General features: G+C 38.5%; 18 protein-coding genes. 17 read left to right on the top strand and 1 reads right to left on the bottom strand.

Annotated features, from left to right (window positions below):
• Window positions 1-96 precede the first annotated feature (96 nt).
• The 7 genes from ystJ to J1899_RS16800 all read left to right on the top strand — a co-directional run bounded on the left by ystJ (window position 97) and on the right by J1899_RS16800 (window position 7937).
• Window positions 97-1335 (top strand): NADP-dependent malic enzyme, encoded by a 1239-nt coding sequence (gene ystJ / locus J1899_RS16830; RefSeq protein ID WP_066443033.1) that lies wholly within the window; start codon window positions 97-99, stop codon window positions 1333-1335.
• A gap of 69 nt (window positions 1336-1404) precedes the next feature.
• A complete protein-coding gene (locus J1899_RS16825; protein ID WP_066451446.1) occupies window positions 1405-1965 on the top strand; it encodes a FadR/GntR family transcriptional regulator in 561 nt (186 codons plus the stop codon).
• A 261-nt stretch (window positions 1966-2226) separates the two neighbouring features.
• On the top strand, window positions 2227-3096 hold the full coding sequence (accD, locus tag J1899_RS16820) for an acetyl-CoA carboxylase, carboxyltransferase subunit beta (RefSeq protein ID WP_066443034.1): 870 nt from the start codon (window positions 2227-2229) through the stop codon (window positions 3094-3096).
• Window positions 3090-4067: an acetyl-CoA carboxylase carboxyl transferase subunit alpha gene (gene accA, locus J1899_RS16815; protein WP_066443035.1), complete on the top strand. Its 978-nt coding sequence runs from the start codon at window positions 3090-3092 to the stop codon at window positions 4065-4067. Before accD ends, accA begins: the two co-directional genes overlap by 7 nt.
• Before the next feature lie 487 nt (window positions 4068-4554).
• Window positions 4555-5514 (top strand): 6-phosphofructokinase, encoded by a 960-nt coding sequence (pfkA, locus tag J1899_RS16810; protein WP_214475355.1) that lies wholly within the window; start codon window positions 4555-4557, stop codon window positions 5512-5514.
• A gap of 30 nt (window positions 5515-5544) precedes the next feature.
• Window positions 5545-7305, top strand: coding sequence for a pyruvate kinase (pyk, locus tag J1899_RS16805; protein ID WP_066443037.1), 1761 nt, complete (start codon window positions 5545-5547; stop codon window positions 7303-7305).
• A gap of 242 nt (window positions 7306-7547) precedes the next feature.
• Window positions 7548-7937 (top strand): FxsA family protein, encoded by a 390-nt coding sequence (locus tag J1899_RS16800; protein ID WP_066443038.1) that lies wholly within the window; start codon window positions 7548-7550, stop codon window positions 7935-7937.
• A gap of 49 nt (window positions 7938-7986) precedes the next feature.
• On the opposite strand, the gene ytvI is transcribed toward J1899_RS16800, so the two are convergent.
• A complete protein-coding gene (gene ytvI / locus J1899_RS16795; RefSeq protein ID WP_066443039.1) occupies window positions 7987-9102 on the bottom strand; it encodes a sporulation integral membrane protein YtvI in 1116 nt (371 codons plus the stop codon).
• Window positions 9103-9332: 230 nt separating this feature from the next.
• Here ytvI and J1899_RS16790 point away from each other — a divergent pair, with 230 nt between their 5' ends.
• The 10 genes from J1899_RS16790 (at window position 9333) to hflC (ending at window position 20997) form a co-directional block, all read left to right on the top strand.
• Window positions 9333-9794, top strand: coding sequence for a DUF441 domain-containing protein (locus J1899_RS16790; protein WP_066443040.1), 462 nt, complete (start codon window positions 9333-9335; stop codon window positions 9792-9794).
• A 458-nt stretch (window positions 9795-10252) separates the two neighbouring features.
• Complete coding sequence (gene citZ / locus J1899_RS16785) at window positions 10253-11371, top strand: citrate synthase (RefSeq protein ID WP_066443041.1); 1119 nt, start codon at window positions 10253-10255, stop codon at window positions 11369-11371.
• 173 nt (window positions 11372-11544) lie between these two features.
• Complete coding sequence (gene icd / locus J1899_RS16780) at window positions 11545-12813, top strand: NADP-dependent isocitrate dehydrogenase (RefSeq protein WP_066443042.1); 1269 nt, start codon at window positions 11545-11547, stop codon at window positions 12811-12813.
• Window positions 12814-12903: 90 nt separating this feature from the next.
• Window positions 12904-13842 (top strand): malate dehydrogenase, encoded by a 939-nt coding sequence (mdh, locus tag J1899_RS16775; protein WP_066443043.1) that lies wholly within the window; start codon window positions 12904-12906, stop codon window positions 13840-13842.
• A gap of 272 nt (window positions 13843-14114) precedes the next feature.
• On the top strand, window positions 14115-14591 hold the full coding sequence (locus J1899_RS16770) for a MaoC/PaaZ C-terminal domain-containing protein (protein WP_214475353.1): 477 nt from the start codon (window positions 14115-14117) through the stop codon (window positions 14589-14591).
• 257 nt (window positions 14592-14848) lie between these two features.
• Complete coding sequence (locus J1899_RS16765; protein ID WP_214475351.1) at window positions 14849-15742, top strand: AraC family transcriptional regulator; 894 nt, start codon at window positions 14849-14851, stop codon at window positions 15740-15742.
• 506 nt (window positions 15743-16248) lie between these two features.
• Window positions 16249-16965 carry a response regulator transcription factor gene (locus J1899_RS16760; protein WP_066443046.1) on the top strand — a complete coding sequence of 239 codons (717 nt, stop codon included), beginning with the start codon at window positions 16249-16251 and terminating at the stop codon, window positions 16963-16965.
• Window positions 16962-18734, top strand: a complete 1773-nt coding sequence (gene pnpS / locus J1899_RS16755) for a two-component system histidine kinase PnpS (protein ID WP_066443047.1) — start codon at window positions 16962-16964, stop codon at window positions 18732-18734. The genes J1899_RS16760 and pnpS overlap by 4 nt, the downstream gene beginning before the upstream one ends.
• A 354-nt stretch (window positions 18735-19088) precedes the next feature.
• Window positions 19089-20054 carry an FtsH protease activity modulator HflK gene (gene hflK / locus J1899_RS16750; RefSeq protein ID WP_066443048.1) on the top strand — a complete coding sequence of 322 codons (966 nt, stop codon included), beginning with the start codon at window positions 19089-19091 and terminating at the stop codon, window positions 20052-20054.
• Window positions 20047-20997 (top strand): protease modulator HflC, encoded by a 951-nt coding sequence (gene hflC / locus J1899_RS16745; protein WP_066443049.1) that lies wholly within the window; start codon window positions 20047-20049, stop codon window positions 20995-20997. The genes hflK and hflC overlap by 8 nt, the downstream gene beginning before the upstream one ends.

Below are 20997 nucleotides of genomic sequence, written 5' to 3'. Positions count from 1 at the left end.
TTCTGCTTCCAATATTGAGGTCTGCAAGCTAAAACATACGAACTTTAAAATAGATTAATTTAATTCGTCTTTTTGGGACACAGAGGGGTGGATAATTTGACGTTGAGAGAAGAAGCTCTGCATATGCATAGAGTGAATAAAGGAAAACTTGAATCAAAGTCAAAAGTAGAGGTAAAGGACGCCAAGGACTTGAGCTTAGCTTATTCCCCTGGTGTTGCTGAGCCGTGCAAAGAAATATATGATAAGCCTGAGACTGTATATGAATATACAATGAAAGGAAATATGGTAGCAGTTGTTTCCGATGGAACAGCAGTGCTTGGCCTTGGAAATATTGGTCCGGAAGCTGCACTTCCAGTAATGGAGGGCAAAGCGGTCCTATTTAAGAGCTTTGCAGGTGTAGATGCTTTCCCTATTTGCTTAAATACAACAGATATTGATAAAATTGTGGAAACGGTGAAGCTGCTTGAGCCTACTTTTGGCGGTGTAAATCTGGAGGATATTGCAGCTCCTAATTGTTTTTATATAGAAGAAAGACTTAAGAAGGAAACCAATATTCCTATTTTCCATGATGATCAGCATGGAACCGCCATTGTCACAGTTGCAGGATTAGTGAATGCATTAAAACTCTCTGGCAAGAAAATGAATGAAATTAAAGTAGTAGCAAACGGCGCGGGTGCAGCAGGCATTGCGATTATTAAGCTGCTGTACAGTTATGGCGTAAGAGAAATCATTATGTGCGATACGAAGGGCGCCATTTATGAAGGCCGTCCGCAAGGTATGAATGAAATTAAAAACGATGTAGCTAAATATACAAACCGAGATAAGAAATCAGGCAGTCTTGCAGAAGTGATTACGGGTGCAGATGTCTTTATTGGTGTTTCAGCTGCCGGTGCATTAACAGCTGACATGGTGAAAACAATGAACGCAGACCCAATCATTTTTGCGATGGCTAACCCTATTCCTGAGATTATGCCAGAAGATGCAAAAGCTGCAGGGGCACTGGTCGTAGGTACGGGACGATCCGACTTTCCGAACCAAGTCAATAACGTTCTTGCTTTTCCAGGCATTTTCCGCGGTGCTCTTGATGTGCGTGCAACTCATATTAATGAAAAAATGAAGGTTGCTGCTGTTGAGGCGATTGCTAGTCTTATAGATGAATCAGATTTGCATGCTGATTATGTTATACCAGGGCCATTTGATCCGAGAGTTGCGCCTGCTGTAGCTGCTGCGGTCGCCAGGGCAGCAATGGAAACTGGGGTAGCACGACTGAAAGTAGATCCTGAAGAAATAAAAGAGAAAACAATCAGATTAGCTGTTATCGGAAAAAGCGAGTGATGAACTGACGTGTTATCAGCTCAAACTGGATCTAAAGTATATGTCGTAATTGTTAAGAAGCTTCGCGAAATGATTGCAGCGGAAAATTTAAAGCCTGGAGATAAATTGCCATCTGAACGTGAATTATCCGAACGCCTGAAGGTTGGGCGTTCTTCTGTTCGCGAAGCTTTTCGAGCGCTGGAACTGCTTGGTCTCATCGAAACAAGAAGAGGAGAAGGCACTTTCATACGCGACTTTAAAGGTCATCAGCTTGTACAGGTGCTCAGTACATTTATTCTTCAGGATGAAAAGGCTAAAAAGGATATTAAGGAAACGAAATTTTTAATCGAGCTTGACTGCTTATGGCTTATTATGCAAAAAAAGACTGATGATGAACTCTTAGCTTTTAAAAACTGGGCAGAGCAGACGACTTTTACAGATGATGAATTTTTCTATAAAATCATCTTATTGGCAGATAATCATTTGTTTTTAAGAATGTGGGAAATTTTAAAAGACTATTATAATTCGCTCGATTTCCCAGCTGAAGAGCTTCAAAAGCATGATTATCTTCATTTAATTGAAGAGCTGCAAACAAAAGAAGAAATGAGAATTCGCGGTGCTTATAAGAAACTAAGAAAGCTTGTCGAATGAAAGCTGACATATTTCAGCACTATTTTTAAATTTAATCGTTTATAGTAGTTGGACAAGAGTAAAATGATGTACGCAAAAGCGGTGTTCTTATTTTAATGTGAAGTAACTCTGAATGAACTTTTGAAATGAATGATAAATAAAACTGTCTGATTGCGCCTAAGGTCTACCGCAATCAGCAACTTTTTATGCATTGGTGGTCAGACCACTGGTGGGGTGGGGAAATTATAAATTTGTATTATTATCAAACGGGGAGGTTTCATCTTGTTTAAAGAGATCTTTACGAAAACCAAAAAGATTAAATATGCAACAATACCATCGGAAGCAGCGAAGCAGGATGTTCCCGAGGGCATTATGACAAAATGTCCAAATTGTAAAAAGATCATGTATTCAAAAGAACTGGTTAAAAATTTAAAGGTTTGTTTGAATTGTGATTATCATCTTTCCATGAATGCTTCTGAGCGTCTGGAAAGTTTTCTTGATCATGGAAGCTTTGAAGAAATCAATGAAGATATGGTTTCTGAGAATCCATTAAACTTTCCAGGTTATTTAGAAAAACTGGAAAAAGATAGACAAAAAACAAACATCAATGAAGCTGTTGTTACTGGAATTGGGACGGTAGACAACCAGTCTCTTGTTGTTGCCGTGATGGATTCTACCTTCCGCATGGGAAGTATGGGGTCGGTTGTCGGTGAAAAAATTACGCGTGCCATTGAAAAGGCTGATGAACTATCTGTCCCATTTGTAATCTTTACTGCGTCTGGCGGTGCCCGAATGCAAGAGGGAGTACTAAGTCTTATGCAAATGGCCAAAACAAGTGTTGCATTGAAAAGATTCAGTGATCATGGCGGGTTAATTATATCCATTATGACCCATCCGACTACGGGCGGAGTTTCTGCGAGCTTTGCTTCACTTGGAGATTATAATTTTGCAGAACCTGGTGCATTAATTGGATTTGCAGGCAGAAGAATTATTGAACAAACCATTCGTGAAGATCTTCCAGAGGATTTCCAAACGAGTGAGTTTTTACTGAAGCATGGTCAATTGGATGCAGTGATTCACCGGAGCGAGCTGAAAGATCAGCTTTCAAATATTTTATCCATTCATCAGCCAGGAGGTGATTTAGAGTGGTAGGAGAATTAGAATTCGAAAAACCGGTTGTTGAGTTAAAAAAGAAAATTGCCGAGTTAAAGGAATTTACAAAAACAGCTGATGTTGATTTATCAGCAGAAATTACAAAACTGGAGCATCGTCTTGCCAAGCTGGAAGAAGATATCTATGAACACATGAAGCCGTGGGATCGGGTACAAATAGCCCGTCATCCGCAAAGACCAACCACTTTAGATTATATTTCTGAGCTATTTGAAGGTTTTTTTGAATGTCATGGAGATCGGGTATTCGGCGATGATGAGGCTATTGTCGGCGGAATCGCAAGGTTTAAAGGCCTGCCGGTAACCGTCATTGGACATCAGCGCGGAAAGGACACAAAGGAAAATATCCGCAGAAACTTTGGAATGCCTCATCCTGAAGGGTACCGTAAAGCAATGCGCTTAATGAAACAGGCTGAAAAGTTTAATCGCCCTATTATTTGTTTTATTGATACAAAAGGTGCCTATCCTGGAAAAGCTGCTGAAGAACGTGGGCAAAGTGAAGCGATTGCCCGCAATTTGTTTGAAATGGCAAGCTTAACTGTTCCTGTTATTTGCATTGTGATTGGTGAAGGAGGAAGCGGAGGTGCTCTTGCATTAGGAGTTGGGAATCACATTCATATGCTTGAGAACTCAACCTATTCTGTTATCTCACCTGAAGGTGCTGCTGCGATTCTATGGAAAGATTCAACACAAGCCAAAAAAGCAGCAGAATCCATGAAAATTACTGCTCCAGACTTAAAAGAACTTGGCATTATTGATGAAATTATTCCTGAAGTTAAAGGCGGGGCACATAAAGATATCAAGCAGCAGGCAATTGCAATAGGAGAAATTCTAATATCCTCATTAAAAGAGCTTCTTTCTTTAACAGAAGAAGGTTTAGTCAATCAGCGCTATGGGAAGTATAAACAGATTGGCAAATATTCGTTTTTAAATGATTACATTGGGGTAAAATAAAACGTGCTTACGCACGTTTTTTGTTTTTTTTATTGAGCTTATGAGTTAAAAGGAATTGCATAGAAACTGCAGTACAGCTGATTTGGTACTTTGAGCAATCTCGTTTAGAATAGAAGTTGCAGCTGAGAATCTAAATGCTTTTTCTGCAAATTTACCGTGGCAGCAAGTTTTGTATGGTAAAGCATGATTAGATTGCCGGCGGGTTTATTCTCTTTTAGAAACAAGGGAATTTAAGACTTTGTATATGCAGGTTTTCTAATTGTGTCTTAATTTTGTACAAATAAGCGTTTTCATTTCACGGATTATTCCGTCTTTAGTGATTATTTTTTGTTTGAGTTGAGATAGGCTGTTCTTCATGGTATTTTAGAAATATTGATTAGTATAGAATAAATGAAGTGTGTAATTATGTAAAGAATATGAAGAATTTACATTATTAGCAAATATGAACCTAATGTGTTCATAATTCTAAATATGAGGTGAGAAGAACATGAAGAGAATTGGTGTTTTAACGAGTGGTGGAGACTCTCCTGGCATGAACGCAGCGGTTCGTGCAGTCGTGCGTAAAGCAATTTTTCATAATGTTGAGATTTATGGGGTCTACGGCGGATATGCCGGTCTGATCAGCGGCAATATTAAGAAGCTTGAATTAGGATCAGTAGGCGATATTATACATAGAGGCGGCACAATGCTTTATTCAGCAAGATGTGAGGAGTTTAAAACAAAAGAAGGACAGCAAAAAGGGATTGAACAGTTAAAGAAACACGGCATTGATGGGCTTGTCGTTATTGGCGGAGATGGTTCATATCGCGGTGCGAAAGCATTGACTGAACAAGGTTTCCCATGTGCTGGCGTTCCTGGAACTATTGATAACGATATTAATGGCACTCAATATACAATTGGATTTGATACTGCACTAAACACTGTTATTGATGCTATTGATAAGATTAGAGACACAGCAACTTCACATGAAAGAACATTTATTATTGAAGTAATGGGACGAGATGCTGGTGATATTGCTCTATGGGCAGGGCTTGCAGGCGGTGCAGAAACGATCTTAATTCCTGAGGTAGGATATGATATTCAGGAAATTAAGACACGTCTAATAAAAGGTCATGAGCGTGGAAAGAAACATAGTATCATTGTAGTTGCAGAAGGTGTCTGCAGCGGTGTTGAATTTGCTAAGCAAGTAAAAGAAGTTACCGACTTTGATACACGTGTATCAGTGCTTGGCCACATCCAGCGCGGAGGATCACCTACAGCATTCGATCGTGTATTAGCAAGCCGTTTAGGAGCACGTGCAGTTGAGCTTCTTTTAGAAGGTATAGGCGGACGAGCAGTTGGAGTTCAAAACAACAATGTTGTTGATACTCATTTCGAAGAGGTTTTCAATATGAAGCATGAGATTGATACTGATCTATATAAGTTATCTCAAGAATTATCCATATAAAATAAAAAAAGAGATATTGGAGGAAGAAAAATGCGTAAAACTAAAATTGTATGTACAATTGGTCCTGCCAGTGAAAGCATTGAAAAACTTACACAACTGATTGAAGCCGGTATGAACGTTGCAAGACTTAACTTCTCACACGGTGATTATGAGGAGCATGGCGCGCGGATTAAAAATATTCGCGAGGCATCTGAAAAGACAGGTAAAACAGTTGCTATTTTATTAGATACAAAAGGTCCTGAAATTCGTACAAACAACATGCAGAATGGTGCGATTGAGCTTGTAGCTGGAAATGATATTATTGTTTCCATGACTGAAGTTGAAGGAACTGCAGATAAGTTTTCTGTTACATATGAAGGTCTTATTGATGATATCCATGTCGGTTCGAAAATTTTATTAGATGACGGTCTGATCGGTCTTGAAGTAACAAAGATTGATAAAGCAACGAGTGAAATTCATACGAAAATTTTAAACAGCGGTACATTGAAAAATAAAAAAGGTGTAAATGTTCCTGGTGTATCAGTAAAACTTCCTGGAATAACTGAAAAGGATGCAAATGATATTCTTTTTGGAATTGAGCAAAAAGTAGACTTTGTTGCTGCATCATTTGTCCGCAGAGCATCGGATGTTTTGGAAATTCGCCAGCTGCTTGAAGATAACGGAGCTTCTTACATTAACATTATCCCTAAAATCGAAAACCAGGAAGGTGTCGATAATATCGATGAAATTCTTGATGTTTCTGATGGTTTAATGGTTGCCAGAGGAGATCTCGGTGTAGAAATCCCGGCAGAAGAGGTTCCTTTAGTACAAAAGAGCTTAATCAAAAAATGTAATATTCAAGGTAAGCCAGTTATTACAGCAACACAAATGCTTGATTCTATGCAGCGTAACCCACGTCCAACAAGAGCGGAAGCAAGTGACGTAGCCAATGCAATCTTTGATGGTACAGATGCTATCATGCTTTCAGGTGAAACGGCTGCAGGAACATATCCGGTTGAAGCTGTACAAACAATGCATAATATTGCTGCCCGTGCGGAATCTGCACTTAACCATAAAGACATTTTATCGAAGCGCAGCAAGAGCACTGAACACAATTTAACTGATGCGATCGGACAATCTGTTGCACATACTGCATTAGATTTAGATGTGAGTGCGATCATTACAGCTACTGAAAGCGGACATACAGCTCGAATGGTTTCAAAATACAGACCAAAGTCTCCAATCGTGGCTGTAACATCAAACGAGTTTGTTTCCCGCCGCTTGGCATTAGTGTGGGGCGTTCATACACAAGTTGGGCCAAGATCCACATCAACCGATGAAATGTTAGATGTTGCTGTACAAGAAAGCATAAATAGCGGAATTGTTTCATCTGGTGACTTAGTTGTCATTACTGCAGGTGTTCCAGTCGGAGAAGCTGGTACAACTAACTTAATGAAAATCCATGTTGTTGGCGATGTCATTGCAAGAGCACAAGGGATTGGCAGAAAAACGGCTTATGGAAAGGCTGTTATTGCCCGTACAGCAAAAGAAGCTTTAGAGAAAGTAACAGAAGGCTCTATCCTTGTTACGATTGGTACGGATCGTGAAATGGTCCCGGCTATTGAAAAGTGCAGTGCATTAATTACAGAAGAAGGCGGACTTACTAGCCATGCAGCTGTAGTAGGCTTAAATGTAGGGGTTCCTGTCATTGTTGGCGTGGAAGACGCAATGAAATTGATCAAAGATGGACAAGAGATTACTGTAGATGCACGCCGTGGTATTATTTACAACGGACATGCTAGCGTCCTTTAATAAATAGTAGGCAATTAAACAGGCTGGACTGCACATTGTATTTCAGCATATAAAAACCCGGACAATAAGCAGAGTATCATCCGTTTTCTGCTTATTGCCGGGTTTTTTGTTCATTTTATAATCGCATTTTGGTGAATAGAATTTAGTATGTAGCGTAAAATAGCCAATAATCTTTTTACTCTGAGGTTCTTCTACTTTCTGATACAATGTTAGTAAGAATAAATAAACAGTGAGGTGGCATTATGCGCTACATCCTTTTGACCATATTTATTATCATACCGGTATTAGAGATTACAGCAATTATGCTTTCAGGCAATATAATTGGAATTGGTCCAACACTAATTCTTATTTTTCTCACGGCACTTTTAGGCGGGTATTATGCGCGCAAACAAGGACTTGAAACGTTTAGGAAAGCACAAAGGCAGATGCAATACGGAGAAATGCCAGGAGATACGATCATGGATGGAGTCTGTATCCTTGTGGGAGCTATTTTATTATTGCTGCCAGGCTTTTTTACAGACATTCTTGGACTGGTTCTGTTATTGCCCCCAACACGCGCCCTGATTAAAGGAAGACTCTTTAAAGCTATTACAAAACGAGTTAATAAACGTAATATCAAAATTATTACGTAACAAAAAAGAGCACTTTTTCAGTGCTCTTTTGTCTTTTTTGGTCATTTATTTACTTTTCTGTCCCTTTTATAAAAGACCATATGTCACGAAAGACGTTGGCGCGATGTAGAGTTGTAATGATGACAAGTGTGACTGGACCTGCAATGAGCCCCAGAAATCCAATTAGCTTAAAGCCAACAAAAAGGGCGATAAGTGTTGCCAGCGGATCGAGACCAATGCTTGAGGAAAGGACCTTCGGCTCCATGATCTGCCGCTGTACAATTACGATAAGATACAAAATCCCAAGACCAATCGCCATCCCCATATCACCGGAAATAGCTTCAAAAATAATCCAAGGCACAAAAATCAAACCTGTTCCCAGATAGGGAATAATATCAACGATTCCTGTAATGAGCGCGATTGTAATCGCATAATCAATTCGTAAAATCAAGAGGCCGATTAAGATGATGACGGTTGTGAAAGAAACAAGTGTTGCCTGCGCTTTGATAAAACCAAATAAAGCTTTTTTTAGATCAGCAACAACGGTTCTGCTGCTGGATTTTGCCCTTGAAGGAAGAATTTTTCCAAACGTCCCTGACAGACGGTACCAGTCTTTGCTAATAAAAAAAGTCGCGAGCAATGAAAAGATGATGACGGTCGCGGCATTCGGAAACCAGGATAATATATTTGGGATTTTTTCAAAAAAGGATTGAATAAATGTACCAAGTGTACTGCCGATATTGCGGCCTACATTTTCAATATTCGTCATAATGGTGTCCTGCTGTCCGGTTTCTAAATTATTGAAAATGCTGGTTATCTGATTATATAGCGGAATGATTTGTCCCGCAAAGAAGAGTTCGATATGTGTAATTAGTGTATCTAAATGTGCGGGTACAACCTTAGATAAATAATCAGCTCCTGAGACGATTTCAGCAACAAGCAGTGTAATCAAGCCGGCGAAAATGGCAAAAATAAGGGTTAACGCAACTAATACTGCCAGAAGTCTGGGCATGCGTCCTTTGCTTTCAAGAAAATTCACAGCAGGATTAATAAAAAAGGCAATTGCCAGCGCGATGATAAATGGATATGTAATTTTGGATATGTAGTAAAAAGAAATTAGGGCTAATATAATAATAGCTATGACGAAGAAAAACCTCAGTGTTCGATTTAGATAAATACTGTTCAATCAATGGCCCCCCTGCTCTTTATTCTAAAAAAAGGTGTTATGATTATATACGACGATCAAACCATAATTACCTTTAAAAATGAATGATAAAGTTATTGCTTTTTAAAACTGAGAGGCCGTTTTGAGGGTCATCTTTGTCTGGGCAGAAGACCATGTAATTCTGTTACCAGGAATTAGCATGTTCGGTCATATAACTATGTTACGATAATTTGTATAAGGTGGAATAAATAATGATTTCGCAATCTCTTGTTTTCTTATTGTTATTATTGGGAATAAGTATAATAGCTAAAAACCAATCATTGATGCTCGCTGTATTTGTGCTGCTGATTTTAAAGGCGGTTGGCGGTGGGAGTCACCTGTTTTCCTTTATACAATCAAAAGGAATTAACTGGGGCGTCACCATTATTACCATTGCTGTTTTAGCTCCCATTGCCAGCGGTGATATTGGACTGCGTGATCTAGGAGATGCATTTAAATCACCTTATGCCTGGGTAGCACTCATATCTGGAATTTTGGTCGCTCTGATTGCAAAAGGCGGAGTAACTCTTTTGGCTGAGGATCCGCAAATTACAGTCGCTCTGGTATTAGGGACTATCCTTGCTGTCTCCATATTTAAAGCAGTGGCTGTCGGTCCATTAATTGGTGCAGGAATAGCCTATTTCCTGATGAAAATAATTGATTTAATCAAATAACATTTTTCTTATAAAACAATTTATTTTATTAATTTAAGTTGTTTTCGTTCACAAAAGTCAGATAATTGTTTATAATAGGACTTGTAAGCGCAAACTATTTGTTATTCATCATATTCTCTATTAAAATAGTAATAACTATTTTTTGTGTCAAAAAGAAATGTAAGCATTTTCTTTTTTTATTGTATATTCTCGAGCAAGCGCTCAGTCCGGTCAAGGATATAAAAAAGTTACTTACTTAGGGGGGATCTGTAATGGATCTTTACATACCTCCTGATCATTTAGCCGAGAGCAATAATAGGTTAGATATCCAAAATAGTCTGCAAAATGGCTGCTTGTGCCGGCATTAAAGCTTAAATTAATCTGAAAATTCATTCGAGAGTATTCAGCAAGATGATTTGTAAACGCTTATGCGTGCAAAGGGTAAGGGGAAATTTTATTACGTAAAGGAGATGTTTTATATGACAGTAACACGCGGACTTGAAGGAATCGTTGCAACACAGTCATCTATAAGCTCAATCATAGACGATACACTAACGTATGTAGGCTATGATATTGATGATTTGGCGGAGAATGCAAGCTTTGAGGAAGTTATTTATTTGTTATGGCACCGCAGTCTTCCAACTAAGGCGCAATTAGAGGAATTTAAATCTCTGCTTGCTGAAAATGCTGAACTGCCTGATGAGGTTCTGCAGCACTTTAAAATGTATCCAATTAATAAAGTTCATCCAATGGCTGCTTTGCGTTCTGCCGTTTCACTGCTTTCTTTATATGATGAAGAAGCGGATTTAATGGATGAGGAAGCAAACTATCGAAAAGCTGTTCGTCTTCAAGCAAAAATGCCGGCAATTGTTACGAGTTTTTCTCGTATTCGTAAAGGTTTAGAGCCAGTGGCGCCAAAGAAAGATTTAGGTTTTGCTGCCAATTTCCTTTATATGCTGACTGGCGAAGAGCCAGAAGATATTGCGATTGAAGCGTTTAATAAAGCTTTAGTGCTTCACGCAGACCATGAGTTGAACGCGTCTACGTTTACTGCCCGTGTATGTGTTGCTACATTATCAGATGTCTATTCTGGTGTAACGGCAGCCATTGGAGCACTTAAAGGACCGCTGCACGGCGGAGCTAACGAAGCGGTTATGAAAATGTTATCTGAGATTGAAACACTTGATAACGTCGACCCGTATATTCGTGAGAAACTTGCGAACAAAGAAAAAATTATGGGCTTTGGGCACCGTGTATACCGTCAGGGTGATCCGCGCGCAAAACATTTGAGAGAAATGTCTAAAAGATTAACAGAACTTACAGGAGAACCTCATTGGTATGAAATGTCTACACAAATTGAAGGCATAGTAACAGGAGAGAAAAACCTGCCGCCGAATGTTGATTTTTATTCTGCGTCTGTTTATCACAGCTTAGGCATTGATCATGATTTATTTACACCAATTTTTGCTGTAAGCCGCGTTTCTGGCTGGTTAGCTCATATTCTAGAACAATATGAAAATAACCGTTTGATCCGTCCTCGTGCTGAATACACAGGACCAGGCATGCAAAAATACGTAACTGTTGAAAACAGAGGCTAATTTCCAGCTGCTGTTTCACTTATCTAAATCATGTACAGCATTTTACTTTTCTGTGTATAATTGCTGTGTTAGATTGAAGAGAGCTAAAGGTTAGAGGCAGACCTGCTTTCTGACCTTTCCGCTTTATTATTTTGGCATGAAAACGAGATGTGAAAAGGAAGGGAGAAATGAACATGCAAGGTGAAAAAATTACAGTAAGCAATGGGGTATTAAATGTACCAAATAATCCAATCGTTCCTTTTATTGAAGGAGATGGGATTGGTCCTGATATTTGGGCATCAGCATCAAGAGTTTTAGACGCTGCTGTTGAGAAGGCATATAACAACGAGCGCAAGATTGAATGGAAAGAAGTTCTTGCTGGTGAAAAGGCATTTAACCAAACAGGTGAGTGGCTGCCATCTGAAACACTAGATACGATTAATGAGTATTTAATTGCAATTAAAGGCCCATTAACAACTCCAATCGGCGGAGGAATTCGTTCTCTTAATGTTGCACTTCGTCAAGAGCTTGACTTGTTTGTTTGTTTACGCCCTGTACGCTGGTTCGAAGGAGTTCCTTCTCCTGTAAAACGTCCTCAAGACACAGATATGGTGATTTTCCGCGAAAATACGGAAGACATTTATGCTGGAATTGAATATGCAAAAGGTTCTGACGAAGTGAAAAAGCTTATTTCTTTCCTACAAGACGAGATGGGTGTTAATAAAATCCGTTTCCCTGAAACGTCAGGAATTGGCATTAAACCAGTATCAGAAGAAGGTACTTCTCGTTTAGTACGTGCTGCAATTGAATATGCAATCAAAGAAGGACGTAAATCTGTAACACTTGTACATAAAGGCAATATTATGAAGTTTACAGAAGGCGCATTTAAAAACTGGGGTTATGAGCTTGCAGAAAGAGAATACGGAGAAAAAGTATTCACTTGGGCAGAGTATGACCGCATTAAAGATGAAAAAGGTGCAGATGCTGCGAACAAAGCACAAGCTGATGCTGAAGCAGCTGGCAAAATCATCGTTAAAGATTCTATTGCTGATATCTTCTTACAGCAAATCCTTACACGCCCAAGCGAATTTGACGTTGTGGCAACAATGAATCTGAATGGTGATTACATTTCTGATGCTTTGGCTGCACAAGTTGGCGGAATCGGAATTGCACCTGGTGCTAACATTAACTACGAAACTGGCCATGCAATTTTTGAAGCAACACATGGAACAGCACCGAAGTATGCTGGTCTTGATAAAGTAAATCCATCATCTGTGATTCTATCTGGTGTGCTATTGCTTGAGCATTTAGGGTGGAGTGAAGCAGCAAGCTTAATCCTGAAATCAGTGGAAACAACAATTGCATCTAAAGTTGTAACATATGACTTTGCCCGTTTAATGGATGGAGCAACAGAAGTAAAATGCTCTGAATTCGGAGATGAATTAATTAAAAATATGGGTTAATCCTATTCAATAACTGATGCAAAAGGCTGTTCGAATAGAACAGCCTTTTGTTTAAACCGAATATATTCATCATGTTTAGGAGGAAATTTCATGACAATGAGACGAAAAAAAATATCTGTGATCGGCGGCGGATTTACTGGCACAACAACAGCTTTTCTGCTTGCTCAAAAAGAGCTTGGAGATGTCGTGCTGGTTGATATGCCTCATAATGAAAATCCCACAAAAGGGAAAGCGCTTGATATGCTTGAAGCAAGTCCAGTACAAGGGTTTGATGCAAATATTATCGGTACATCCAATTATGAGGATACGAAGGATTCAGATATTGTCGTGATCACTGCTGGAATTGCACGTAAGCCTGGCATGAGCCGTGATGATTTAGTACAGACAAACCAAAAGGTAATGAAAAGTGTAACACAGGAGATCGTCAAATACTCTCCTAATTCCTATATTATCGTCTTAACAAATCCTGTTGATGCTATGACTTATACGGTATTTAAGGAGTCTGGCTTTCCTAAAAATCGTGTAATTGGACAATCAGGGGTATTAGATACTGCACGTTTCCGAACATTTGTAGCGCAGGAATTGAATCTTTCTGTAAAAGATATTACTGGATTTGTGTTAGGAGGCCATGGTGATGACATGGTTCCGCTTGTCCGTTATTCATATGCAGGTGGTATTCCGCTTGAAACATTAATACCAGCAGACCGCTTAGAGGCAATTGTTGAACGGACCCGCAAAGGCGGCGGTGAAATCGTTAACCTGCTAGGAAACGGCAGTGCATATTATGCCCCAGCAGCTGCCTTAGTTGAAATGTGTGAAGCCATTATAAAAGACCAGCGCCGTGTGCTTCCGGCCATTGCCTACCTCGAGGGTGAATATGGATATGAAGGTATTTATCTTGGCGTTCCAACAATTTTAGGTGCTAACGGAATTGAAAAGATTATTGAGCTTGATTTAGAAGAAAACGAGAAAGCAGCACTGAATCAATCTGTTCATTCTGTTAAAAGCGTTTTAGAGATACTTGTATAAAATTAATACTGATACGATTTGACAGATATAAAAGGGTTGAAAGGAATGTGACTAGCTGTACAATTCCTTCAATCCTTTTTGATTGTTTGCTTTTGATAAATAACAAAAAAGAAATAAGACTCACCTTTTCATATTCATTTTGCTTATCCAGATGATTTATGATAATATAAAATGACAGAATAATAAGTCAACAACTGATTTTAATATGCTAAAGAAGGCTTTTATTTTTTACTCAATAATGAAACCGCTTACATGTTTATGGAGGTGTTTGCATGCTTTTAGGGAAAAAAAGAAAGATCGGAAGAAAGATTGAAGAGATATCCAAAGGCGAAAAATTAACCTTAACAGAAGTAATTGAGGATAAAGATCTGTTGTTATATCTAGGACTAACCAATGATGCCAACCCTTTATATATTCAGCATGATTATGCATCACAGACTCCGTATAAGAAACCTATTGTGCCAAGTATCATGTTAAATGGCATGATCACTTCAGCTGTTTCCAAGTACCTTCCCGGCCCCGGCAGCCACATTTTAAAGCAGGACCTTGATTATGTTAAGCCTGTCTATCATTATGCTTCTGTTACTTTTTTATTTGAGGTAACAGCGGTAAACACCTCTGAACATACCATTCACCTCAGTGTAATAGGAACCAAAGAAGAAAATGAAGTTGTCATTCGAGGAGAACTAGTTGTGTGTCCACCTCATCGGATTCAGCAAATGGATGGAAATGCGCTTGATAACTTTTAATGTACTAAAGTTTATAAAGAATAACGAAACTTAAGAAAAAACCGAAAGATTAGAAAACCCCTTCTAATCTTTCGGTTTTTTTAATGTCGGTTATTTATCATCAATATGGAGAAGGATCCAGTTTCCTCCTCATGGAAAGCAAAATACTAGCACACTCATCCAAGAAACAGAATAGTTCGCAAAAACAGTTCTTTAGCAAGAAAAGTTAAGAACAAACGTTTGTTTGCTGTTATAGTGGTAGTAGGCAGGTGACGGAAATGGATTATATAAACTCTATCCAATTAACACTGGATTATATTGAAAATCATATTCATGAACACATATCGTTGGAGCGGCTGGCTGAGATTGCTTGTTTTTCTCCTTTTCATTATCATCGTGTTTTTCAGGCAATGGTTGGAGAATCTGTGATGGAATATGTCAGAAAGAGAAGGCTGACAACCGCAGCGGAAAGACTATTTTATACAAATGAAAAAGTGATTGAAATAGCAATCAGCGTTGGGTTTCAATATCATGAATCATTTAATCGGGCATTTAAAAAGTTCTATGGGGTTTCACCAAAGCAATATCGGCGTGCAAAGAAAATGTCCGGTCCGTTAAGAGGAAAAGCCTGCCTAAATAAAAACCCTTTAATAGGAGGACTAAAAATGAAACCAAAACTACTTGCGAAACCAGCTTTTCACATCATTGGCTATGAACTTAAAACGAAGAATCAGGATGGTCAAAATAATCAAGATATTCCAGAATTTTGGCAGCAGTATATGAAAAATAAATTAGGAGCTGCCATTCCCGATCCTTTGCATCAAAACGAAGAATATGGAATTTGTACAGATTTTAATTCTTCTTCAGGTGAGTTTGTTTACGTCATTGGAATGGAAGTAGCTGAGGGAACTATTGCACCTGAGGGATTAGTTTACAGAAGTTTTCCAGGGCAGGAATATGCAGTGTTTACAACACCGAAAGCAAATGAGGAAATGTTCACTGCATCTATTCAGTCTACCTGGAACTATATCTTCACAGACTGGTTTCCGAAATCAGGATATGAGCATAATGGAACGATTGAATTCGAGTTCTATGATGAACGATGCTATGGTACTGAAGACAAAGAAATGGATATTTATATTCCTGTGAAAAAGCAGAAAGCTTTTAAGTAGATAGAGGTTCTATAAACATAAAACATGGACTGTTCGTTTAGATCATACAACCCCAAAAATGCATGTGCGGGAGGAAGTAAGTTCAATTGATTTCAGAGGGAAACTCTGCGGACCTGTCTAGAAGCGCCAGCCTTCCTCCCAGTGCATGAAAGTGTTCGAAGAATAAGCTTAATCTTGCTTTTTAGTGAATGACAAAATTGCCTGTTGTATTGAGTTGTCTTTAGAGTTCAATATTTTGTTCCCACCCTCCATACTTGCCACATATTTTCCTAAAGTACTTTATGTTAAAAAAATTAATTTTCTCTGCCTGATGGAACAAAGTTCCTATTAGGCCGACACTTATAAGCTCTATCAATTATAATGAAAATGCTTACATTATCAGATATTCTTCTGAAAGGGTTGCATTGTAAAGAAGTGTTTATATTATAATAGATTTAGGTAGTTGGGGGGTCATTGCCGGTTAGCCGGTAATGCTTTTGGGGGAATAAAAATATCGGAGGCTTTTCATGAATAAAAAAGTACTTGTCGTCGATGATGAACAATCAATTGTTACTTTGCTGCAATATAATCTACAGCAAGCTGGATATGACGTTTTAACTGCAGAGGATGGAGAATTGGGGATGGAGCTTGCTATTTCAGAAAAACCAGACTTAATTGTTCTTGATTTAATGCTTCCAAAAATGGATGGAATTGAAGTATGCAAACAGCTTAGACAGCAAAAGATAGAAGTGCCTATTTTAATGCTGACGGCAAAGGATGATGAATTTGATAAAGTACTAGGACTTGAATTAGGCGCTGATGATTATATGACGAAGCCATTTAGTCCCCGTGAGGTTGTTGCGCGTGTAAAAGCTATTTTGCGCAGAATACAAACGCAGCCGGAATATGATGTAAGCCAAGCAGAATCTCAGGATTATATTCAAATTGCAGAGCTGAAAATTTATCCGGATCGATACGAAGCTTTTGCTGATGAAGAGCTTTTAGAATTAACACCAAAGGAATTTGAGCTTCTGCTTTATCTAGGCAGACATAAAGGCAGGGTATTAACAAGAGATCAGCTTTTAAGTGCAGTTTGGAACTATGATTTTGCAGGGGATACACGCATCGTCGATGTTCACATCAGCCATCTGCGAGAAAAGATTGAACATGATACGAAAAAGCCTGTTTATATTAAAACGATCCGCGGACTAGGATATAAACTGGAGGAACCTAAGAAAGAATGATTAATTTCAGATCGAGGCTTTTGTTTGCCCTTATTACCTTAATAATCGCTGTGTTAATTTTTCTGGGTATTTTATTAGGGCAGCTTTTTAAAACGAATTCTTTACAGTCTTTTGATGAACGCTTGCAAAATGAGAGTGATCTAGTAAAAAATTATGTCGATGACCAAGGCGGTGTCAACGGGCTTAACGACGGAAAAGTAAAAGAAATGGCTGATGCATTAAATGTCCAGATTACAATTGCTAATGTTAATGGAAGTATTGTACTTGAGAGCCATGACAAAAACAATGTAAGCAGGCATGAAGCCATTGTTGAGGAAATAACAAATGGAGTCTACAGCTCAGAAGATTTCCTGGAGATTCAAGGCGGTTTTGACCTGAATTATTATTGGCGTCCGATAGGTTCAAGTGAAGATCCTGATGGTTACATCATTTTAAGCACAGCAATCACACAAGTACAAGATGCCTACAGGCAAATCTGGTGGACATTGACCATTAGTCTTGGAGCGGCGCTCTTTGTCATTATTCTCCTTGTAACTCGTATTACGTCTAATTATACACAGCCGATCGAGTCAGCTACAAAAGTAGCAATTGAACTGGCAAAAGGGAATTATAGGGCTAGAACATATGAAGATCCTTTGAATGAGACAAGTATGTTAAGTAATTCTATCAATATTTTAGCTAGAAATCTGCAGGAAATGGTGAAATCTCAGGAGATTCAGCAAGATCGAATTGAGACATTAATCGAAAACATGGGCAGCGGTCTTGTTCTTATTGATAGCAAAGGCTATATCAATTTAATTAACAGATCATATAAAGAGATTTTCGAAGCAAAATCTTCTTTTTACTTACATAAGCTGTATTATGATGTGATGAATAATAATGAGTTAACATCCATGGTAGAAGAAGTATTTATGACCGAACATAAAGTGCGCAAACAGCTTATGATTCCTGTTGGGATTGAAAGAAAGCATTTTGATGTTTCTGGAGTGCCTATTATTGGTACGAATAATGTTTGGAAAGGCGTCTTGCTTGTCTTTCATGATATTACAGAGTTAAAGAAACTCGAGCAAATGAGGAAAGACTTTGTTGCAAATGTTTCACATGAACTGAAAACTCCTATTACATCTATCAAAGGGTTTTCAGAGACTTTGCTGGACGGTGCAATGGAAGATAAGCAGGCATTAACCGACTTCCTTAAAATCATTTTGCAGGAAAGCGATCGTTTGCAATCCCTTATTCAGGACCTGCTAGATTTATCAAAAATTGAGCAGCAGGGCTTTAGTTTGTCTAAAGAAATATTCGATATACAAGTGATGATGAAAGAAGTTTTGGCTATTATGCATGGGAAATTGGAAGAAAAGGATATCTCTCTTTTCTTTGAGAGGCAGGAAGCAGCCGTCTTAATGGAAGGAGATCCATCTAGGCTAAAACAGGTAATCATCAATTTATTATCAAATGCTATTTCCTATACGCCCCAAGGCGGAAGAGTTTCTTTGTCGGTATCAGAAGGGCCAAAAAAGGTACATGTTAAGGTTCAGGATACAGGTATTGGAATTGACCAAGAGGAAATTCCGCGGATTTTTGAACGTTTTTATCGAGTCGATAAAGCAAGAAGCAGAAATTCAGGCGGAACCGGATTAGGTCTGGCAATTGTAAAGCATATTGTGGAAGCTCATAAGGGGAAAATCTCTGTTACAAGTGATGTAGGTGAAGGCACAGCCTTTCATATTGAACTTCCAAAAGGAAAAATTGAAGACCATATTCAATAGATTTGGAAAAATAGATAAAAAATGAGGGGTTTACATTATATTTACAGTCTTTTTATTTTCTATTTACAATAGACCTTTATAATGATTAGGGAAACCCCTTCATCCAAGGTACCAAAGAAAGGAGAAAGCTTACCCCGCTTTCTCCTTTTCTTTTTGCCTTTTTTAAGATCTTTTCTTCATAGATGTTAAAAAACATATGAACTTCGTTGTTTTTAGTCATTCTCTGTCTTCTTGTCTTTCCTCCACTTTCCGAATATTCAATTGTATATTTATTGAATTGTAAATCTTATGAAACTTTTCTGTATTCAGCTCGTAATAAAGTTACAGACAAAGAAACAGGGAAGGGGAGTATAAATGGTTAGTTTAAAAAGAATTTATACATTATCGGGTTTGGCGATTGCAATTGTCGTTTTAGCCATTATTGCCTTTACTTCATGGTATACAGTCGATGAATCAGATCAAGCGGTTATTTTAACCTTTGGAGATGCCGAAGATACAATTACCGAACCTGGATTGCATTTTAAAATGCCTTGGCCAATTCAGAGCGTCGAAAAATTATCAAAAGAAACATTCAGTCTCCAGTTTGGTTATGAAGAGCAAGAAGGAGAGATAAAGGACTTTCCTGATGAAACGAAAATGATCACGGGGGATGAGAATATTGTATTAGCAGACCTTGTTGTTCAATGGAAAATTACTGATCCGGAAAAATTCCTTTTCAATGCTGAAGATCCAGAAGAAATTTTATATGATGGTACATCTTCATCACTTCGCAGTATTATCGGAAGCTCACAAATTGATGATGCTCTAACTTCAGGGAAAGCACAAATAGAAGCAGATGTTTGGGAGTTATTAACATCACTCGTTGAAAAATATGACATAGGCATTTCCATTTTAGCGGTTAAATTGCAGGATGTAGAGCTCCCTAATGCAGATGTCCGAAAAGCCTTTACCGATGTAACAGATGCACGTGAAACAATGAACACAAAGATCAATGAAGCAGAGAAATACAAGAATCAAAGAATGAATGAGGCACAAGGTGAGGTTTCAGCCATTAAATCCCGCGCACAAGGTGAGCAGGAGGCCAGACTTCAGGGTGCCCGTGGAGATGTTGCAGTCTTTAACAGTTTATATGAAGAATATAGAAACAGCCCTGAAATCACGAGGGAGCGGTTAATGCTCGAAACGATGGAGCAAGTATTGCCGGGTTCTGAAATCTATATCATGAATGATGATGGCAATACGATGAAGTATTTCCCAATCAGACCGTTAGAGAAAGAGCAGCAAAAGCCAGCAGCTGAAGGAAGTGAAAATAATGAGTGATCAAAACATAGTAAATATGAATGAACGCGGAGGCGGGGGAGGCAATCAGCTTAGAAACCGCAAATTTATTAAGTTTGGTATTTTTGCTGTTATTTTCATCGCAATTCTTATTATTTTGTTTATGAACCTCTTTATCGTCAAGGAGGGTGAATATAAAGTAGTCCGCCAGTTTGGAGAAGTTGTCCGCATTGAGAATTCACCAGGTCTTTCATATAAAATTCCGTTTATCCAAAGCGTAACAACATTGCCAAAATATCAAATGACATACGATGTATCTGAAGCGGAAATTAATACAAAAGATAAAAAGCGTATGATTATTGACAACTATGCAGTCTGGAAAATAGAAGACCCAATTAAAATGATTTCCAATGCAAGAACGCTTCAGGGTGCAGAAGCAAAAATGGAGGAATTTATTTATTCTGTTACGAGAACGCAGCTTGGGCAGCTTGATTATGACGAGATCATTAATGATGAAAAGTCTTCTAGGGGATCGATCAACACTGAGATTACAGAGATGGTAAATGAGCTTCTTGCAAAAGATAATTATGGTATTTCAGTGACTGATGTCCGCATTAAAAGAACAGATCTTCCGCCAGAGAACGAGCAATCCGTGTTTACAAGAATGATTTCTGAACGTGAATCAACTGCACAGGAGTATTTATCCAAAGGGGATGCTCAAAAAAATAAGATCATTGCCGAGACAGATCGGGATGTCACAAAAATGCTGGCAGCTGCAAAGGCTGAAGCTGAACAAATCCGGGCTGAAGGAGAAGCACAAGCAGCAAGAACCTATAATGAAGCTTTTTCAAAAGATCAAAGTTTCTATAGTTTATATCGAACATTAGAATCTTATAAAAAGACGATCAATGGCGAAACGGTTATTGTTCTGCCATCTGATTCACCATATGCACGCTTGTTGATGGGTTACACTGATACAGAATAA

The organism is Cytobacillus gottheilii, assembly GCF_018582665.1.
In the GTDB taxonomy this organism is placed as follows: Bacteria; Bacillota; Bacilli; order Bacillales; family Cytobacillaceae; genus Cytobacillus; species Cytobacillus gottheilii.
The sequence above is the reverse complement of the archived record's forward strand: the minus strand, read 5'-3'. Positions and strand labels throughout refer to the sequence as shown.